The sequence below is a fragment of the Micrococcaceae bacterium Sec5.7 genome, assembly GCA_039636785.1.
Classification (GTDB): Bacteria; Actinomycetota; Actinomycetes; order Actinomycetales; family Micrococcaceae; genus Arthrobacter.
Window position 1 is genome coordinate 3,326,136 of the sequence record CP144169.1, and the last position, 16,078, is coordinate 3,342,213.

Genomic DNA, 16,078 nt, shown 5'->3' on the forward strand with positions numbered 1-16,078 from the left:
CCTCGGCTCCGGAAGAAACCGGACTATTTGGTCTTGCCCGGCAAAGCGTGCCTGAAGACCAGCGCCCAGGAGGAGCCAACCTGCTTGAGCAAGGGGCCGGTGGTGTAGGCGAGGCCGTAGCGCTGGCAGATCTCCCGAACCTTGGGTGCCACCTCGGCATAACGGTTGGACGGAAGGTCCGGGAAGAGGTGGTGCTCGATCTGGTGGGACAGGTTTCCGGTCATCAGGTGCATGAACTTGGATCCGGAGATGTTGGCCGAGCCGATCATCTGCCGGACGTACCAGTCCCCGCGGGTCTCCCCTTCCACCATGTCCTCGGTAAAGGTTTCGGCACCGTCGGGGAAGTGGCCGCAGAAGATCACTGCGTGCGCCCAGACGTTGCGCACGGCATTGGCCGTCAGGGTCCCGTAGAGGGCCTGCTTACCGGAGCCGGTGAGCATGGCAACTGCCGGAGTGGCTGCGTAGTCCTTGGTGAACTGCTTGAGGGCCTTGCGTCCCAGTGCCTTGAGGTCCTTGACCAGCGCAGCCTTGGTTTTTTTGCCCTCCTGGTAGTCGGCGAGCTCCAGATCGTAGATGGCGATTCCCCATTCGAAGATGGGCGCCAGGATCGCGTTGTAGAGGGGGTTGCCCAGGTTGAAGGGCTTCCACGGCTGCTCCGCGTCCATGCGCAGCAGGTTGTATCCGACGTCGTTGTCCCTGCCCACCACGTTGGTCCAGCGGTGGTGGAGATCGTTGTGGGTGTGCTGCCAGGAGCGTGCCGGGGTGACGAAGTCCCACTCCCAGGTGGTGGAGTGGATGTCCGGGTCGCGCATCCAGTCCCACTGGCCGTGCAGGATGTTGTGCCCGAGCTCCATGTTTTCCAGGATCTTCGCGAAGCTCAGCAGCGTGGTGCCGGTGACCCACGCGGCCTTGTTCTTACTCACCATGAGGGCTGCGCGGCCGGAGATCTCAAGGCCACGCTGGATCTTGATCATGCGCCGGATATAGGCGGCGTCGGAGGCACCCCGCTTGGCGAGGATATCGTCACGGATGGCATCAAGTTCCAGGGCCAGCTCGGCCACCTGCTCGTCCGAGAGGTGCGCGGCGGCAGGCGGACGGACCAGCGGGCTGCCCGTAGCGGCCAGGGCGCCGGGCCGCGTCTTCGCGACCACCTGCTCCTTGTCGCGTGGCGGCCTGGTGTCGGTGTCGGTTGCTTCGGTGTTGGTGATTGCTGACATGCGGAGTTGCTCCTCAGAGTTCGAGGTTGACGGGTCCGGCTGCTGCCGAGACACACGTTTGGATGAGTTGGCCGGGTTCGCCGTGGACCTCGCCGGTGCGGAGGTCACGGACATGCCCGGCACGCAGCGGCGTGAGGCAGCTGTGGCAGATGCCCATGCGGCAGCCGCTCGGCATGAGTACACCGGCATCTTCGCCGACGTCGAGCAGCGGGGTATCGCCGTCGGCTTCGACTTCGCGGTCGGAGGACTCAAAGGTGACCAGTCCGCCGTCGTGCCCGGCCCCGCCGGCGAGGGTGGTATTGAACCGCTCAATCATGAGGCTGCCCTGATCGGACCACAGCGCAACGGCCGACCCGGCGTCTTCCGCCTTGATGGCTGCCTCCCACAGCGCCTCGGCCTCGTCCAGGAAGCCCTCGGGCCCGCATGCGTACGCGGCACGCTTCATCCAGTCGGGGCAGATCCGTTCCAGCTCGGCGGAGGAGCTGAAATCCAGCCGGCCCTGTTCGCCCGTAAACCAGTGCGTGACGCGGAAGTTGGGGAACTGGTCAGCGAGCTCTGCCAGTTCTTCGCGGAAGATGCTGTCCTGTGGGGTGCGGGCGGAGTGGATAAGGACGACGTCGGCATCCGGGCGGCGCGGCACCAGCGTGCGGATCATGGACATCACCGGAGTGATGCCGCTGCCGGCGGTGAGCATCAGCAGCGAACGGGGGTGCTCGGGCAGGACGAAATCGCCCTGCGGCGGCGCCAGAAAGAGAACGTCGCCGGGGCGCGTGGTGCGCACCAGCGCGCCGGATACGGCACCGACGTCGGTCACGGTGATTGCCGGATCCGTTCCGGCGGGAGCGCTCAGCGAGTACGAGCGCCAGTGGCGGACCCCGTCCAGTTCGACGCCGATGCGGGCCCACTGGCCTGCCAGGTGGGCCTGCCATCCGCGGCCGGGACGGAAGTAAATAGTGGCTGACTGGGCCGTCTCCTGGACCACACGTGTCACCACGCCCCGCAGCTGGCGCGCCGAGAAGACGGGGTTGAACAGCGCCAGAATGTCTTCGGGAGCCAATGGAGTGGTCAGGACTGAGGCCAGCCGACGTAGACGGATCATGTCATTAACCTTAAGGCGGCACGAGCCATATTTTCTTCTCCTCGTCACATGACCGTTGATACGGACACGCAATGTTGGTGGACGCAAGGCCCCCAAGCCGCTAGAAGTTCCAACGTCTTCAACCAAAGGTTGGTTCCCCTTGAACAGGTTTACCTAGTCTAAGCAGTTCGTGGCAAATCGCCGAGCCGACCGGTGGAACGGCCTGGCCCCAGGACAATTGCCAAGCCGGCAAAAACGGGGATGCCCTGCTGCAGGCGGTGGGATCGTGTACTGGCCGGGCCATGAGCGCCTAGACCTGGCAAACGGGCATCCAGCCGATGGCCGGCGCAATGTGCCGGGCAATGTTTCCCAGCAGTTTGGCATTGAAGTCCACGCCCAGCTGGTTGGGGACGGTGAGCAGAAGGGTGTCAGCCGCCTGGACTGCAGCGTCCGCGGCTAGCTGCCCGGCAAGGGCATCCGGCGCACCCACATAACTCTTGCCAAAGCGCGCGGTGAGGCCGTCAATTCTTCCCACCTGGTCGCGGCCCTCCCGCAGGGCACTGCCGCCGAAGTAACCCTGGTCCTCCTCATCGGCAATCGGCAGGACGCTCCGGCTCACCGAGACCCTCGGCTGGTGCGTGTGTCCGGCGGCTGCCCAGGCCTGCCGGAACAGGGCAATCTGCTCGGCCTGGAGTTCGTCAAACGGCACACCGGTGTCCTCGGTGAGCAGGGTGGAGCTCATCAGGTTCATGCCCAGTTCGCCCGCCCAGACAGCCGTCCTGCGCGTTCCGGCGCCCCACCAGATCCGCTCGTCCAGTCCCGGCGAATGCGGCTGGACCGGCAACAGGCCCGCCGCCCCGCCTGCATAGCGGGGGTCCGCCGGGGCCATTCCGGCGCCGGTGATGGCGCGCCTGAACACCTCGGTGTGCCTGCGTGCCATGTCCGCGGCTGTTTCGCCCTCGGCCGGGACATGGCCGAAGACGGCCGCGCCGTCCCGGGCAGGTTCGGGTGAACCACGGCTGATGCCGAGCTGCAGCCGCCCGCCGCTGATCAGATCTGTGGCGGCGGCCTCCTCGGCCATGTAGAGGGGATTTTCGTACCGCATGTCGATCACGGCGGTGCCCATTTCGATCCTGCTGGTCCTGGCGGCGACGGCAGCCAACAGCGGGAACGGGGAGCCCTGCTGGCGGGCAAAGTGGTGCACGCGGAAGTACGCGCCGTCAACGCCGAGTTCCTCGGCGGCGATGGCCAGGTCGATGCCCTGAAGCAGCGAATCCCGCGCGGTCCGGGTCCGGGATCCCTGGGCCTGGCCCCAGTGGCCAAAGGATAGAAATCCGATGCGCTTCTTAACCGGCATCACCGAAGCATCAGGCGGACGATGATTCGCGCTTGTTGCGGCCTTCGAACTCTTCGTCAAGATCGTTGTGCCGGAACTCCGTTTCCGGGGTGAGGTGCAGTTTGTCTGACATCGCAGGCCTTTCCGTGCCAGGAACCGGGGTGCTGTTCATTCAGCATTTGACTTGCTTCAGAATATCCGCACCCATGCCCTTGAGGAAGCCTCCGGACCGGGACCCCGGAATCCACAGCGGCATCACAGGCACGGCAAGTGCAGCCACGCTCCGGACCCACTCTTCTAACAGGCCGTAACCGCGGCCGGCCCGGCACAACCTCCGGGTCTCCAGAAAAGGGGTTCCATATGGCAAAGATCAACAAGACCACGGCCGGCATCATGTTGGCCGCAGTCATCGGCGGCGGCGCACTGGGCGTCTCCGCAATTCCGGCAATGGCCGCCGACGGAAGCGGCACGACGTCGTCGAGCCCGGCTGCTGCGACCGACGGCTACGGCACGTCCAACGGCGGTGTCCACCAGCAGCACCAGGCCAACGGCAGAACCGAAGGGATTCTCACCGGGGACACTGCCACCAAGGTGGAGGCGGCTGTCAAGGCTGCCCAGCCGGATGCGACCATCGAACGGATGGAGACCGACGCGGACGGCGCCACCTATGAAGCTCACATCACCAAGGCGGAAGGCACACACGCCACCGTCCTGCTGGATGCGGGCTTCACCGTGACGGAAACGCAGGATCAGGGCCGGGGCGGGCCCGGCGGCAACTCAGGAAAGGCTAATCAGGCCCTTCGTAATTAGGCATGGTTGGCGGGTTTCACCCGGTACGGTCGGTGACCGCCTGCACTGAGCAGATTGCGCAACCGGTAGTTGGAGAAGTTCCGGAACCCGCGAGCAATCCGCCGCGTCGTTTCAATGACAGGCGTGGCTGTGCGGAAGAGACGTCAGGGTCTCTTTGAATAGTTAGCGACCAAAGCAAACATTCACAAGAAACCCTGACATGAATAATGCTAGTTGTTGCCCGGGCTGGTGCGCTCGTGCCGATGCCCTTCTCGATGTCGCGGGCATTCACGTCACCGTCGTTGAGAACACTGTCCGTGAGCAAATCATCACAGTTGAAACCGACCAGATCCTTGCCGGCTGTCCGCTCTGTGGTGTGGTTGCGATTGGCCACGGACGCCGCGTTGTTCGCCTCCATGACACGCCCTCCCATGGCCGCCCTGTCCGGCTGGATTGGGCCAAACGGGTGTGGCGGTGCGCCGATCCCGGTTGCCCGGCCGGTACCTTCACTGAGACGCATGCGTTGGCGCCAGCGAAGGCGAAACTGACCACCCGGGCCGTCCTCTGGGCCACGGATGCGCTCTCCCGTTATGACACGTCGGTCTCGGCACTGGCCCACCAGCTCGGAGTCTCCTATACAGTTCTCATTCTTAGCGCAGGCTGCACTGATTCCGAGACCTCAGAGGTCCAAAGTCGGCGGCGCAGCTCCTGGCGTCGATAGCCCGTAATGGGCAGTCCGGTCCTATGTGGCTGACGCAGCCTGGATGGCGGCGCCTACGAGGCCGGCCTCGTTCCTGAGCTTCGCGGGAACGACGGGGTCCTCAGGTTAAGGTGAGGCAGGTATTCGTCGGCTCTTTGGGAGATGCCTCCGCCCACAATGATGAGTTCGGGCGAGAACATGAACTCAAGTTCAGAAAGGTAGCGTTGCAAGCGGACGCTGTATTCTTGCCAGCCCAATCCGTCACGTTCACGGGCGACGGCGGCTGCTCTGGTTTCAGCGTCGTGACCATCGATGGAAATGTGACCGAGCTCGACATTGGGCACTACGTTTCCGTCGAAAATCAGGGCTGATCCGATCCCGGTGCCCAGGGTAATGACCAAAACCGAGCCGCGCGTTCCCTTGCCGGCGCCGTAGCGGGCTTCCGCGAGTCCTGCGGCGTCGGCGTCGTTCAGGACGGCGACTGGACGCCGAATGCGATCGGAGAAACGGGTGCGATGTCGAAATCGATGAAGGTCCTGTCCATGTTTGCCGCTGATCGGGACGTGCAGTGCTGGACGATGCCCGGAAAGGTTACGCCAACGGTTGAATCACATCCTGCTTCGCTTCCTGCGGTGAGTTCGTCCACGAGTTGCCGAACAACATCGCCGACGGATTCTGGATCAGCCGGTTGGGGCGTAGCTCGACGAACGCAGCCCCCAGGATCTCGCCCTTTTCGAGGTTGACGATCCCGCCCTTGACGCCGGTGCCACCGATGCCACCGCCGATGAGATGGCCGGCACTTGTCATGTTTATAGGCATGTGGTTCCGATTCTTTGATTATGCACCGGCCGCCCGCAAGTTATCGCTGCTGTTCTGAGAGTGCCTAAGGCCGACTGGGACATATGTCGACCTTCCCGGGGTCACGTTCGATGATGGGCTCGAGGATTTCGTCGATCTCCTTCAGGAGTACATCCTCTAGCGTCAGCCCGGCTGCCTTCGCGTTTTCCCTGATCTGCTCCGGTTTGGATGCTCCGATGATGGCGGTGGATACGTTCGGGTTTTGAAGCACCCATGCCAGGGCGAGGGTGCCTAGCGGAATTCCTGCGCTTTCTGCCAGGGGCTGAAGCCGCTGGACCCTGGTGAGAACGTCCTCGCACAGCCACTTAGCCATTGTGTCTTTGCCGCCGTTTTCATCGGCGGCGCGGGAACCGGCAGGGGCGCCCTTTCCTGGTGAATATTTGCCCGTGAGGACTCCTTGGGCGGGGGGACCACTCGATCTGGCTTATCCCAAGCTCTTCCGCGATCGTTCTTTCCCGAGCCTGTGGGGAAATACACCTTGGTGAAGATCTCCACGCTTTCGCGCCGGATTCCGGCAAGCGCCGAGCCGAGGGCGGCCTCAGCCCGGGTCTCCGCGTATGCGTCGGCGGTGTCGAAAGTACTGATGTCGGCGTCCAGGGCAGCATGCACGCATTGTCTTGCCAAGTCGTCATCAATCTGTGACCCGTGCGTTAGCCAGTTGCCGTATGCGATCTCGCTGATATACATGCCGCTTCGACCGAGTTTTCTGTATTCCAAGGACTTCCTTCGAGTTGGGTGTCCGGGGCAGATCCCGGAATTCGGCAAGGTTGGATATGTCGTCCGGCCCGTTCCGATGGAGAGATACGGCCGCGGGCATCTCCCGGCGAGTGTTAGCCCTTCTGCGTTGAGGAACCATCAATAATTCCCCAACGCGGAAGAGCTGACCGTCGGGTCTTGTTAGGCCGTTGGGGTGAAAACGTCCTTCATCTCGTCCCAGGCTTCCGCCCTCACGAAGACAGGAACGCGGTTCAGTGGCGCGGATACCTCGACGGTTCGCTGGCCGGCGTATGTTTCTCCCGTCCAGGCATCGAGCCAGTTGCCGCCGGGAAGGTAGGCCGTCCAGCTGCGGACTCCCTCGTCGGTGACGGGAGCGACAAGAAGGTCTTCACCGAGCATCCATTGCAAGGGGTGCTTCCATACCTCTTCGTCTTTGCTGTAGTCGAAGTACAGCGGGCGCATTAGGGGGGCTCCGGTGTCGATAGCCCTGCGGGCTTGCTCAGCCAGGTAGGGAATGAGACGTTCGCGCAGTTCGACGAGTTCACGGAAGACGGGGATTACAGTTTCATCCCCGGATCTTTCCTGGATATTCCACGGAGTGCGATCCCTCGATGGCTTCCGGTGGTGGTTGAACTCGGAGTGATACTGCATGATGGGCACGAAGACTGCTGCTGCAGCCGACCGCAGGTACAGTTCCGAGATCGGGACATCGCCAGAGAAGCCGGCGAAGTCCCAGCCCCAATACAAGACTCCGCTTGCTGACGCGGAGAGTCCGGCAAACAGGGACCAACGGAATGCATCCCATGTGGAATTCTCATCCCCGGCCCAGAAGGCTCCGTGGGCCTGGGAACCGGTGAATCCTGCGCGGCTGAAGGTCACTGGGGCCTTGCCTGCGGATTCAAGAAGGTCACCGTAGGCCTCGGCGTATGCGACCGGGAAGAGGTTGTTTCCTTCGTCTCCGCGCATTCCGTTCAGATACTGGAGTTCTTCGCCCCAGGCGTGTTCCCCGCCGTCGGTCTTGAACCCGTCGATGCCGATTTCTTCGACCAGATAGCGACGCTTCTCCGTCCACCATCGGGCGGCTTCCGGGTCGGTCAGGTCCGGCATCAGGCTGAGCGGGAACCACCACCCCCGGTTGCGGTAGGGACGCAGGCGGCCATCCGGGGCCTCTTCACGGATGAGCCGTCCTTCACGAACCGCGGCTTCAGCGTCGAATTGGGCTTGTCCTTGTGGGTGGGGGCGCATTTTGATGAGCGGAATCTGCCACAGAACAACGCGGATGTCCCGGGCATGAAGGTCATCAACCATGACCTTCGGATCAGGCCAGGCACCCTGCTCTGGAAATGTGAAGTCGCTGAGACGGTGCGGCGAACCATCGGGATTTGGCTCGTATTCAGCGTCGCGGAATGCTGTAAAGGTAGCTTCGTCACTCCACGCTTCGATGACGACGGATCCGACCGGAATCCCGGTGTCTCGGTGCAGATCCATCTGTCGCATGACTTCTGCCTGAGTATTCCATTCGTTGCCGCTGGCCCACAGCTTGAACACCCAGTCAGGAAGCTCCTTGGCGCTGCCGGCGACAGACAGGAAGGACTTCAGGACCGCGGTCGGCGTCCCTTCGAAGAACCTCAGATTCAGAAGAGTGTCCCCGTTCAGGGGTTCGGGGCCGACTTCGGCTTCAACGAGGAGGCGGCGTTCGTCGGAGGCGCCGATATCATACCAGGTACGTCGGGAAGTTTCGACGTGGAAACCCCAGCCGTCCCCGCCGACCACGTGGGCGAAGGGCATCGGCAGGTAAGTTTTCCGGTTCGCTCCTTGGCTCTTGTACTGCTCGAAGACGACCGCGTCCAGCTTGGTCCCGCGGTGATCGAGGGCATCAAAGCGTTCTCCAAAGCCGGTGACACGGTCGTTCAGGGCCAGAGGGAGAGCGAAACGAACACGCAAAGGCCGGACACCATCATGTAATACCTCAACGGAGTCGGCGATCACGCGGTCTGGTCCAATGACGTTAAGGGCCTGGCTGGCGGGAGTCCAAGTGGCGGCGCTGTAGCTGAACCACCGGGTCTTTTCCGTCCCGCCGTTGCGGGTCTGGGCCGTGAAGCGGTACTTGTATGTTGTCCGCGCCTCCGCTGGCCCAAGGGTTATCTGCCAGCCGCTGGCTGAACGGGCGAGTTTGGCTTGGGCGGATGCGAGGTGCCCGCCGTCGATGACCTGGCCGCGGGACGCCGCCGGTACTCGTGCGAGGGTTTCGGTCGTTTTCGTGACGGTGCCGTCGCTGCCGGTGACCTCAAGCTCGCAAATCACGTCGGTCAGTTCCGGCGACGTTCGCACGCCGAGGATGACGGGCTCCCCTGCGACGGGATGGGACGGGCTGCGCTGTTCGGTGTCGTCGACGTAGGGGTGGCCGGAACCGAAGGGCTTGTGACGGATCATTTAGCGTTCTCTTTCGCTGCTGGAACCGGAGTCGAACCGGCGGTGTTGTAAGGGATGCCGAGTGCGATGGCCAGACGGATGAACATGGCGTGGCTCCACAGCAGCGGGTTTGCCGAGGGCCCCCAGCGCTCGTTCCAGGGTTGAAGATGATCGGGGTCAAGAAGGTGATGCTCAACCTGTTCGGGAAGTTCGTCGTTCTCGCCGGCCGTCCATGCGGCCCATTCCAGGAGCTCATGGGCTCTGGTCCGGTTTCCGGCAGCGGCCTGGGCCAGACCGAGGAAGCAACTAAGCAAGGGCCATTGGCCGCCGCCGTAGTAGGTGTCGGCAAGATACCGGTGAACTCCGTTATCGACGGTGAGCTGTTCTTCTATGACCGCGATGGTCCCTGTTCCCAAGGGACTGTGCGGGGGAAGGAAGTTCATCGGTGCAATGAGGGCAAGGAGACTGGCATCTACGGTGTCTGTTCCCAGCCATTTCGTCAGATGGATGTCCTGGACACCTTCATCTTGGACTCGTCGTCGGATCTGTTCCGCGGTCGAAGTGGCCCGTTCTGAGAGCGATTCCTCTAGTATCCCGGTTTGGGCGATGCTGGCCATTCCGGAGGCGATGCAACCAAGAGTGCTCACGTGCACGTGTTGGGCCGATTCTTCCCACCAGTCATAGCAGGGCCGTTCCCATGAGACGTAAAGATAGTCAATGGTGAGGGCAATGGCCTCGGCCCAGCGTTCCAGTGGCCGGTCATGGCGGGCGCTGTGCTCAGCCAAAGCCCAAAGCCAGGTGCCGTACCCGTCGAGCTGGAAATCCCACCAGTCATCGCTTCCTTCGGCCCCGTCGAGAGTGAAACGCGTGGGCAGCATTTGATCACCGGCCACCGGCCTGCCGGCCAGGCTTTCAGCCACGATACGGCGGATCCTTCCCGCACGGGAGGTCAAGGCTATCGAGCACCAGTCGAAGAACCGTTCGGCGGATTCGATATGACCGGCCGCGGACATGGCGTCAGCGATGTACGAGCCATCACGAAACCAGCAGTACCCCGCATAGGCGGAAAACGACGGGCTCGCCGGGTAAGCGCCACCAGGGGTCTGCTGTTCCAAGATGAGCTGGATGCTGGCCTGGACTATCGAACGGACAGCGGCCTCGCCATTGGACGTTACCGTTGAATCTGGCATGGATTTGTCGATCATGGGCTTCTCTTTCAGATGGTGAGCGGGTCGCGGTGCCGGCAGCTCACCGTGTCACCGCGGCCCGCTCTCCGGCCTTGTTCGGGTTGTGCCCGGTTTATTTCAGCAGAGCGTTGATTTGGTCCGCGGCGCCCTTCAGGGCATCGGCCGCGCTGGAGCGCTTCGCTTCGACTTCGCCCAGAGCGTTGGTGATGATGTCGACCATTTTTTGCTGGTTGTCGCCGATGACCGGGGGGAGGGTGACGTGGTCAAGGGCGTCGAAAATGGCCTGGCGGTTTGCCGGCTTGTCCTTTGCGAGATAGGGCTTCAGGACGGAGTCATCGGAGGTGGCGGGAAGTTCCCATCCTGTGCTGATGCGGGTCTGTGCCATGACGTCTGAACTGGTCATGTATTCGGACCATTTCTGGGCGGCGGCCTTGTTCTTGGAGTTGGCAGATACCGCTATGGCGTTGGAGAACTCCGCACTTGCCTTTTGCGTGTCTCCGGGTTCAACGACGATGTCCCAGTTTTTGGGTGAATCGGCGAAACTGCTGGCCACCCAGATGCCGCTGTGGAGCATGCCAAGTTTGCCGTCCTGGAACAGTTTCGTGTCGAAGTCCGGGGTCCCGGCGCCTTGGGCCGGTGTAGGCATGGTCGTTCCGCTCTTGCCCGCCAGCCATTCGGCGGCCTTGATTCCTTGGGGTGAGTTGAAGGCGACGGATTTGCCGTCGTCGTTGAGGAACTTGCCACCGGTTTGGGCCAGTGCTTTGTAGAACTCGTAGAAGCTCACGTTCTGGAAGTCTCCATAGACACCTGCTGCGCTGTCTGTGATCTTCTTCGCGGCAGCGGTTTCGTCAGCCCATGTCCAGTCGGCTGTGGGGTAGGCGACCTTGGCGGCGTCGAAGAGCGCCTTGTTGTAGTAGAGGACGACGTCGGAGAAGGAACTGGGCAGCGCGTACTGCTTGCCGTCTGACTGGTAGGACTGCAGCAGGGACTGCTTGTACTTGGAACCGTCGACTCCGTCGAGAGGGGCGACCGCCCCGTTGGCCACATAGGAGCGCAGGTTCGCGTATTCAATATCGAAAGTATCGGCTTGGGTCCCAGCGGCCAGATCGGTCTGGAGTGCTGTGGCGTAGTCCTTGTAGGGCAGGGTGGTGACCTGGACGGTGATGTTCGGGTTGGCCTTCTCGAAGGCCTGAACGATGGTGTCCAGGTTCTTCTCGTTGCCTCCGTTCGAGATGAAGTTTGAGTATTTGATGGTTACTTTTTCAGTGCTTGAAGCGTCATGACTTGCTGCTGATCCACAGCCTGACATGGCCAGGATTGCAGCGAGGGCGACGCCCAGTGTTGCCAGGGGCTTCTTATTCATGTGTATCTCCATTGATAAAGGGGGAAGCAGTGCGGTCCGGTCTATTTGAGTCCGGTGCCCGCGACCCCTTGGATGATGTACTTCTGCGTGAAGATGTAGAGGGCGAGCATTGGCAGGACGCTGACGACTGATCCGGCCATGACGATGTCCCACTGGGTGGTGTACTGGCCTTGGAGTCCTGCCAGTGCAACGGGGAGGGTTTTCATTGCGGGGGTGCGCAGGATGATCAGCGGCCATAGGAAGCTGTTCCAGCTGTTCAGGAACGCGAACACCGTCAGTGTCGCCAGCGCTGGACGGACCAAGGGCAGGACAATGAGACCGAAGATTCGGAAGTGGCCTGCGCCGTCCAATGTCGCGGCCTGGTCTAGGTCCTGCGGCACCGAATTCATTGCCTGCCGTAGGAGGAACACGCCGAAGGCGCTGGCAATGCCCGGCAACAGAACGCCGAGGTAGGTATCGATAAGGCCCAGGCTTTTCATTTCCACGAACAACGGGACGACAAGAACCTGAAGTGGAATCATCATGGTGGCCAGATACACGGCGAACACGGCGTTGCGTCCTTTGAACGGCATCCGGGAAAAGACATAGGCGGCCAGTGAGCTGGTGACAAGCTGGAACAACGTTGTGAGGACAGCCAGAATGAGGCTGTTGAGCACGATCTGGGCAAATGGGAGCCGTTGGAGCAGCTGGGCGTAGGCGGACAGCGATGGGTTTTCCGGAATCAGCCGCGGGGTGGCGGACAGGCCGGCCCCGGGGCTGATGGACGTTACGAACGCCCATAGGAAGGGGAAGACCATCATGAGGGCGCCAACGAAGACGAGAATGTTCAGAGTGATCGAGGGACGCTGCTTACGCATAGTGCACCCATTTCTTTTGACCGCGCACCTGAATCAGAGTGATGACCAGGATGAAAAGGAACAGTAGCCATGACAGTGCCGATGCTTCGCCGGCCCTGCCGTACCGGAAGGTAAGGTCATAAATTTGCTGGACCACGACCTGGGAAGAGTTGTTGGGGCCGCCTCCGGTCATGGCATAGACCTGGTCAAATACCTGGAATCCGTTGATCAGCGACAACACAATGACAAAGAAGGTCGAAGGGGAAAGCATGGGAAGCGTAATGCTGAACAGCCGCCTCCACCGGCCGGCGCCGTCGACGGTCGCGGCCTCATACAGGTCCTCCGGAATGGCTTGGAGGCCGGCGAGCAGAATCACCATGACGAAGCCAAGGTCCTTCCACGCGGAAGCCACGATGATCGAAGGCATGGACCATGCCGGGTCTGTCCACCACCCCGGCCCTGTCACCCCGATGAGTCCAAGTAGCCAGTTGACGATTCCCGTGCTGGGATTCAGTAGCCAACGCCAGACAAGTGCAACGACGATCCAGCTGGTCACCACGGGGAGGAAGTAAAGGCCGCGCATCATGCTGCGTCCCCTGATTCGGGAATTGAGGGCAAGCGCTATGGCCAGCCCGCCGATGTACACAAGCGGCAGGTATCCGGCGATGTAATAGATGGTGTGCAGGAAGGCGCCCTGCGTGCCGGGGTCGCTGATGAGCTTGCCGTAGTTCTCGAGGCCCACCCATTTCATCGGGCCGACTAGATTCCATTGATTCAGGCTGATCCAGAACGCGGAAAACATGGGAATGATGGTGAAGAACAACAGTGGCAACGCGCTCGGGATGAGGAAACCGGCGACAGTCAGCCCGTATTTGAGTCGAGTGCCGGTTGCTTTACGCCGAACCCCGGGTCCTCGGTAGCGCTTCGTTGTTGCCGCCGGTCCGGGGCGGCCGGACCTCGAGTCTTGTAGAGCGGTCACAATCCTCCTACCTCCACGGGTACATGGGTAAGCCGGGCACGAACCCGTCTCCCCTGCTCGCCTGAACTTTCTTCGCTGTAGAAGGGCGCAGACGCCACGAGTGCAGCGGCTCCGCGCGCCCAAGCCTCGTCGTCCCAGGACTCGACGATCACGGGGATGCTCCTGCGGTCTGCCGTTAGGGCACCCCGGAAAGATCGTTCGAATCCTGCTGCCCAGTGGCGCCATCCGCGGGTTCCTTCCCCGCTGACGATCACAATCTCCGGATCCAGGATCTGCACGAGACCAGCGACGATTCGACCCAGCGGCTGACCGGCTCCCCTGAAAATATCTTGGGCGAGGGGGTCACCGTCGTTTGCGCGCTCTTGCAGATCTGCCATGGTCTCTGATGACGAAATGATTCCGGATTGCCGCGCATGCGCGACGAGTGTCTTTTCCCCAATCAGGGCCTCAATGCATCCGTGGTTACCGCAGGTGCAAAGAGGTCCATCCGCAACTGCGGGTATGTGGCCGATTTCGCCGGCACCGCCCCTGCTGCCGCGCACGACTGCACCGCCGGTGACAAACCCCGCGCCGACGCCTTCGCCGATCGTCACAACCAGAAACTCCGCATGCTCGCGGCCTGACCCATAGAGCCGTTCGGCTACAGCGAGGGCGTTGACATTGTTCTCCACCAGGACCGGAACATGGAGCTCCCGGCTCAGAACCGCACCAAGCGGTACCTGCCGCCACCCCAGGAGGCTTGAATCAACAACACCACTACCCTGCGCGTCCACCGATCCGGGAACACCGACGCCTATTCCCAGAAGGGGGGTGACACGGTCTTCGCCAACGAATGAATGGACCAGTGAGACGACGTCGGAAAGCGATGTGATCGAGGAAGCGTCGTATGCCCTATTGCCGGACCGTACTACATGCCCGCTAAGTTCCGTTTCAACGAACGCAACATGATCCTTCGAGATCTTCATACCCACCACGCGCCCTGCAGCGGTGGCCAGGCCCAGCATCCGTGCAGGACGACCGCCGCTGGAGGGAGACATTGACAGCTCCCTCACGAGGCCATCCGCGATGAGCTCTTTGATGAGCTGGGTCATAAGAGCCGGGGAGACGCCAAGTGCCCTTGCCAAGTCAGCCCGGGACGCACCTCCGGAGGTACCAAGAAATGCCAGGATCGCAGACCGCGTAACGTCAGCGTTGCCGCTCGGCCGAACCATTGTATTCTCCTTTATTTACGACTAAATGAAGATTAGAACTATGATGCATCTCACGTCAAGGGGTCTCCGATGCTCAAAGACTGCTTCCTGGTCCGAGCAGGAAATTCCTCTTGCGGAGTAGCCCGCACTGCCCTAGCGTTTGTTCGGCAACTTAATTTAGTTACTTCGGAAAGGTGGCGTGCGCTGTGAGGATCGACCGGGCGGGCAACAAAGGGCTGATCAGGGAGATCAACGAGGCCCTCGTGCTCGCGGAGCTGCGCGGCGAGTCGCTCCATTCCCGCGCGGACATCGTACGGAGCACTGGACTCAGCGGGCCGACGGTCACTGCCATCACGTCACGGCTCATAGACCGAGGCCTCGTCGAAGAGCGGGCCACCGGCGCATCGGCGGGAGGGCGGCCACCGGTGCTCCTTGGCTTGCGTCAACGCGCTGGCTACGTCGTCGGCATCAAACTGACCGAGAACCGGGCCATCGGCGTCCTGACGGACCTGGACGCCAACGTCGTGGCCCGAGCCGACGCCGCTTTGGCGTTCCCGACGCCCGGCGCGGTAGTGGCAGGCATCGTCAGTGCAGTCGAAGCGCTTGCTCCCGCCGGCCATGGCCGGATCCTCGGCGTTGGGCTGGGCATGGGCGGGGTGATCGACCGGGATGAGGGAAGTGTGCGCCACGCGACATACTTCGATTGGCGCAACGAACCGCTCGCCAAACGGCTCTCAGAGGCGATCGGGTTGCCGGTTCTCATCGACAACGACGTCAACGCCTTGGTGGCGAGTGAGCAGAGCTGGGGGGCCGGACGGGGCGTGAAGAACTTCGCTGTCGTGACCATAGGACGCGGCGTCGGCATGGGCATGGTGCTCGACGGGCGCCTGTTCCGGGGCAGCCGCGGAGGTGCCGGCGAGCTCGGCCACATGAAGGTGGTGCCCGAAGGCCCGGAGTGCGAGTGCGGTGGCCGCGGCTGCCTGGAGGCCGTGATCGGCGAGCCGGCCCTCCTGGGATCCCTCGCGGGTGAGCTGGGACGACGCGTCACGGTCGACGAGGCCGGCACGATGGCCCGGGACGGGGACGAGCGTGCAGCGCGGGTCTTCGCCAAGGCCGGCCAGCATCTGGGCCAAGCTGTCGGCAACGTCGTGAACATCCTGAACCCCGACCGGCTCCTCCTGGCCGGCGAAGGCACGCATAATCTCGACCTCATCATGCCCGCGTTCCGCCGTGCGCTCAACGAGACTGTCTTCGACGGATTGCAGGACGGGCTCTCGATCCACGCCGAGGCCTGGGACGACGAGGCCTGGGCACGCGGAGCCGCAAGCCTCCTGCTCAACGAGCTGTTCGAACCCAACCTCCGCTTGAACAGCGACGAGCCGACCCTCATCGGCCGCTCCGCTGGGTGAGCTTCAC

Annotated in this window: 12 protein-coding genes and 2 pseudogenes; 2 read left to right on the forward strand and 12 right to left on the reverse strand. The window is 62.4% G+C overall.

The annotated features are described in order from the left end of the window. Positions 1-23: 23 nt before the first annotated feature. The 3 genes from V3C33_15840 to V3C33_15850 form a co-directional block, all read right to left on the reverse strand. Positions 24-1,217, reverse strand: coding sequence for an acyl-CoA desaturase (locus V3C33_15840; protein XAS66929.1), 1,194 nt, complete (start codon positions 1,215-1,217; stop codon positions 24-26). A 13-nt stretch (positions 1,218-1,230) separates the two neighbouring features. Then, complete coding sequence (locus tag V3C33_15845; GenBank protein ID XAS66930.1) at positions 1,231-2,316, reverse strand: ferredoxin reductase; 1,086 nt, start codon at positions 2,314-2,316, stop codon at positions 1,231-1,233. 289 nt (positions 2,317-2,605) lie between these two features. Next, positions 2,606-3,652 (reverse strand): LLM class flavin-dependent oxidoreductase, encoded by a 1,047-nt coding sequence (locus V3C33_15850; protein ID XAS66931.1) that lies wholly within the window; start codon positions 3,650-3,652, stop codon positions 2,606-2,608. A 339-nt stretch (positions 3,653-3,991) separates the two neighbouring features. Between V3C33_15850 and V3C33_15855 the strand changes: the two genes are divergently transcribed. Continuing rightward, complete coding sequence (locus tag V3C33_15855) at positions 3,992-4,441, forward strand: hypothetical protein (protein XAS66932.1); 450 nt, start codon at positions 3,992-3,994, stop codon at positions 4,439-4,441. A gap of 16 nt (positions 4,442-4,457) precedes the next feature. Here the strand turns inward: V3C33_15855 and V3C33_15860 are convergent, their stop codons facing one another. The 9 genes and pseudogenes from V3C33_15860 to V3C33_15900 form a co-directional block, all read right to left on the reverse strand. After that, a complete protein-coding gene (locus V3C33_15860) occupies positions 4,458-4,838 on the reverse strand; it encodes a hypothetical protein (GenBank protein XAS66933.1) in 381 nt (126 codons plus the stop codon). 324 nt (positions 4,839-5,162) lie between these two features. Next, positions 5,163-5,939 (reverse strand): annotated as a pseudogene (locus V3C33_15865) (ROK family protein). 64 nt (positions 5,940-6,003) lie between these two features. Further along, positions 6,004-6,695, reverse strand: a pseudogene (locus tag V3C33_15870) (aldo/keto reductase). Positions 6,696-6,875: 180 nt separating this feature from the next. Then, entirely contained in the window at positions 6,876-9,128 is a 2,253-nt protein-coding gene (locus tag V3C33_15875; protein XAS66934.1) for a TIM-barrel domain-containing protein, read from the reverse strand. Further along, the gene (locus tag V3C33_15880; GenBank protein XAS66935.1) at positions 9,125-10,312 is read right to left on the reverse strand and encodes a glycoside hydrolase family 15 protein; all 1,188 of its coding nucleotides are present in this window, start codon (positions 10,310-10,312) and stop codon (positions 9,125-9,127) included. Before V3C33_15880 ends, V3C33_15875 begins: the two co-directional genes overlap by 4 nt. A 94-nt stretch (positions 10,313-10,406) precedes the next feature. Next, a complete protein-coding gene (locus V3C33_15885; protein XAS66936.1) occupies positions 10,407-11,657 on the reverse strand; it encodes a sugar ABC transporter substrate-binding protein in 1,251 nt (416 codons plus the stop codon). A gap of 41 nt (positions 11,658-11,698) precedes the next feature. After that, a complete protein-coding gene (locus tag V3C33_15890) occupies positions 11,699-12,514 on the reverse strand; it encodes a carbohydrate ABC transporter permease (GenBank protein ID XAS66937.1) in 816 nt (271 codons plus the stop codon). Then, positions 12,507-13,472 (reverse strand): sugar ABC transporter permease, encoded by a 966-nt coding sequence (locus tag V3C33_15895; GenBank protein ID XAS66938.1) that lies wholly within the window; start codon positions 13,470-13,472, stop codon positions 12,507-12,509. Before V3C33_15895 ends, V3C33_15890 begins: the two co-directional genes overlap by 8 nt. Then, positions 13,469-14,683: an ROK family protein gene (locus V3C33_15900; protein ID XAS66939.1), complete on the reverse strand. Its 1,215-nt coding sequence runs from the start codon at positions 14,681-14,683 to the stop codon at positions 13,469-13,471. The genes V3C33_15895 and V3C33_15900 overlap by 4 nt, the downstream gene beginning before the upstream one ends. Before the next feature lie 185 nt (positions 14,684-14,868). On the opposite strand from V3C33_15900, the gene V3C33_15905 reads away from it, so the two are divergent. After that, positions 14,869-16,071 carry an ROK family transcriptional regulator gene (locus V3C33_15905; protein XAS66940.1) on the forward strand — a complete coding sequence of 401 codons (1,203 nt, stop codon included), beginning with the start codon at positions 14,869-14,871 and terminating at the stop codon, positions 16,069-16,071. The last annotated feature ends 7 nt before the right edge of the window (positions 16,072-16,078 follow it).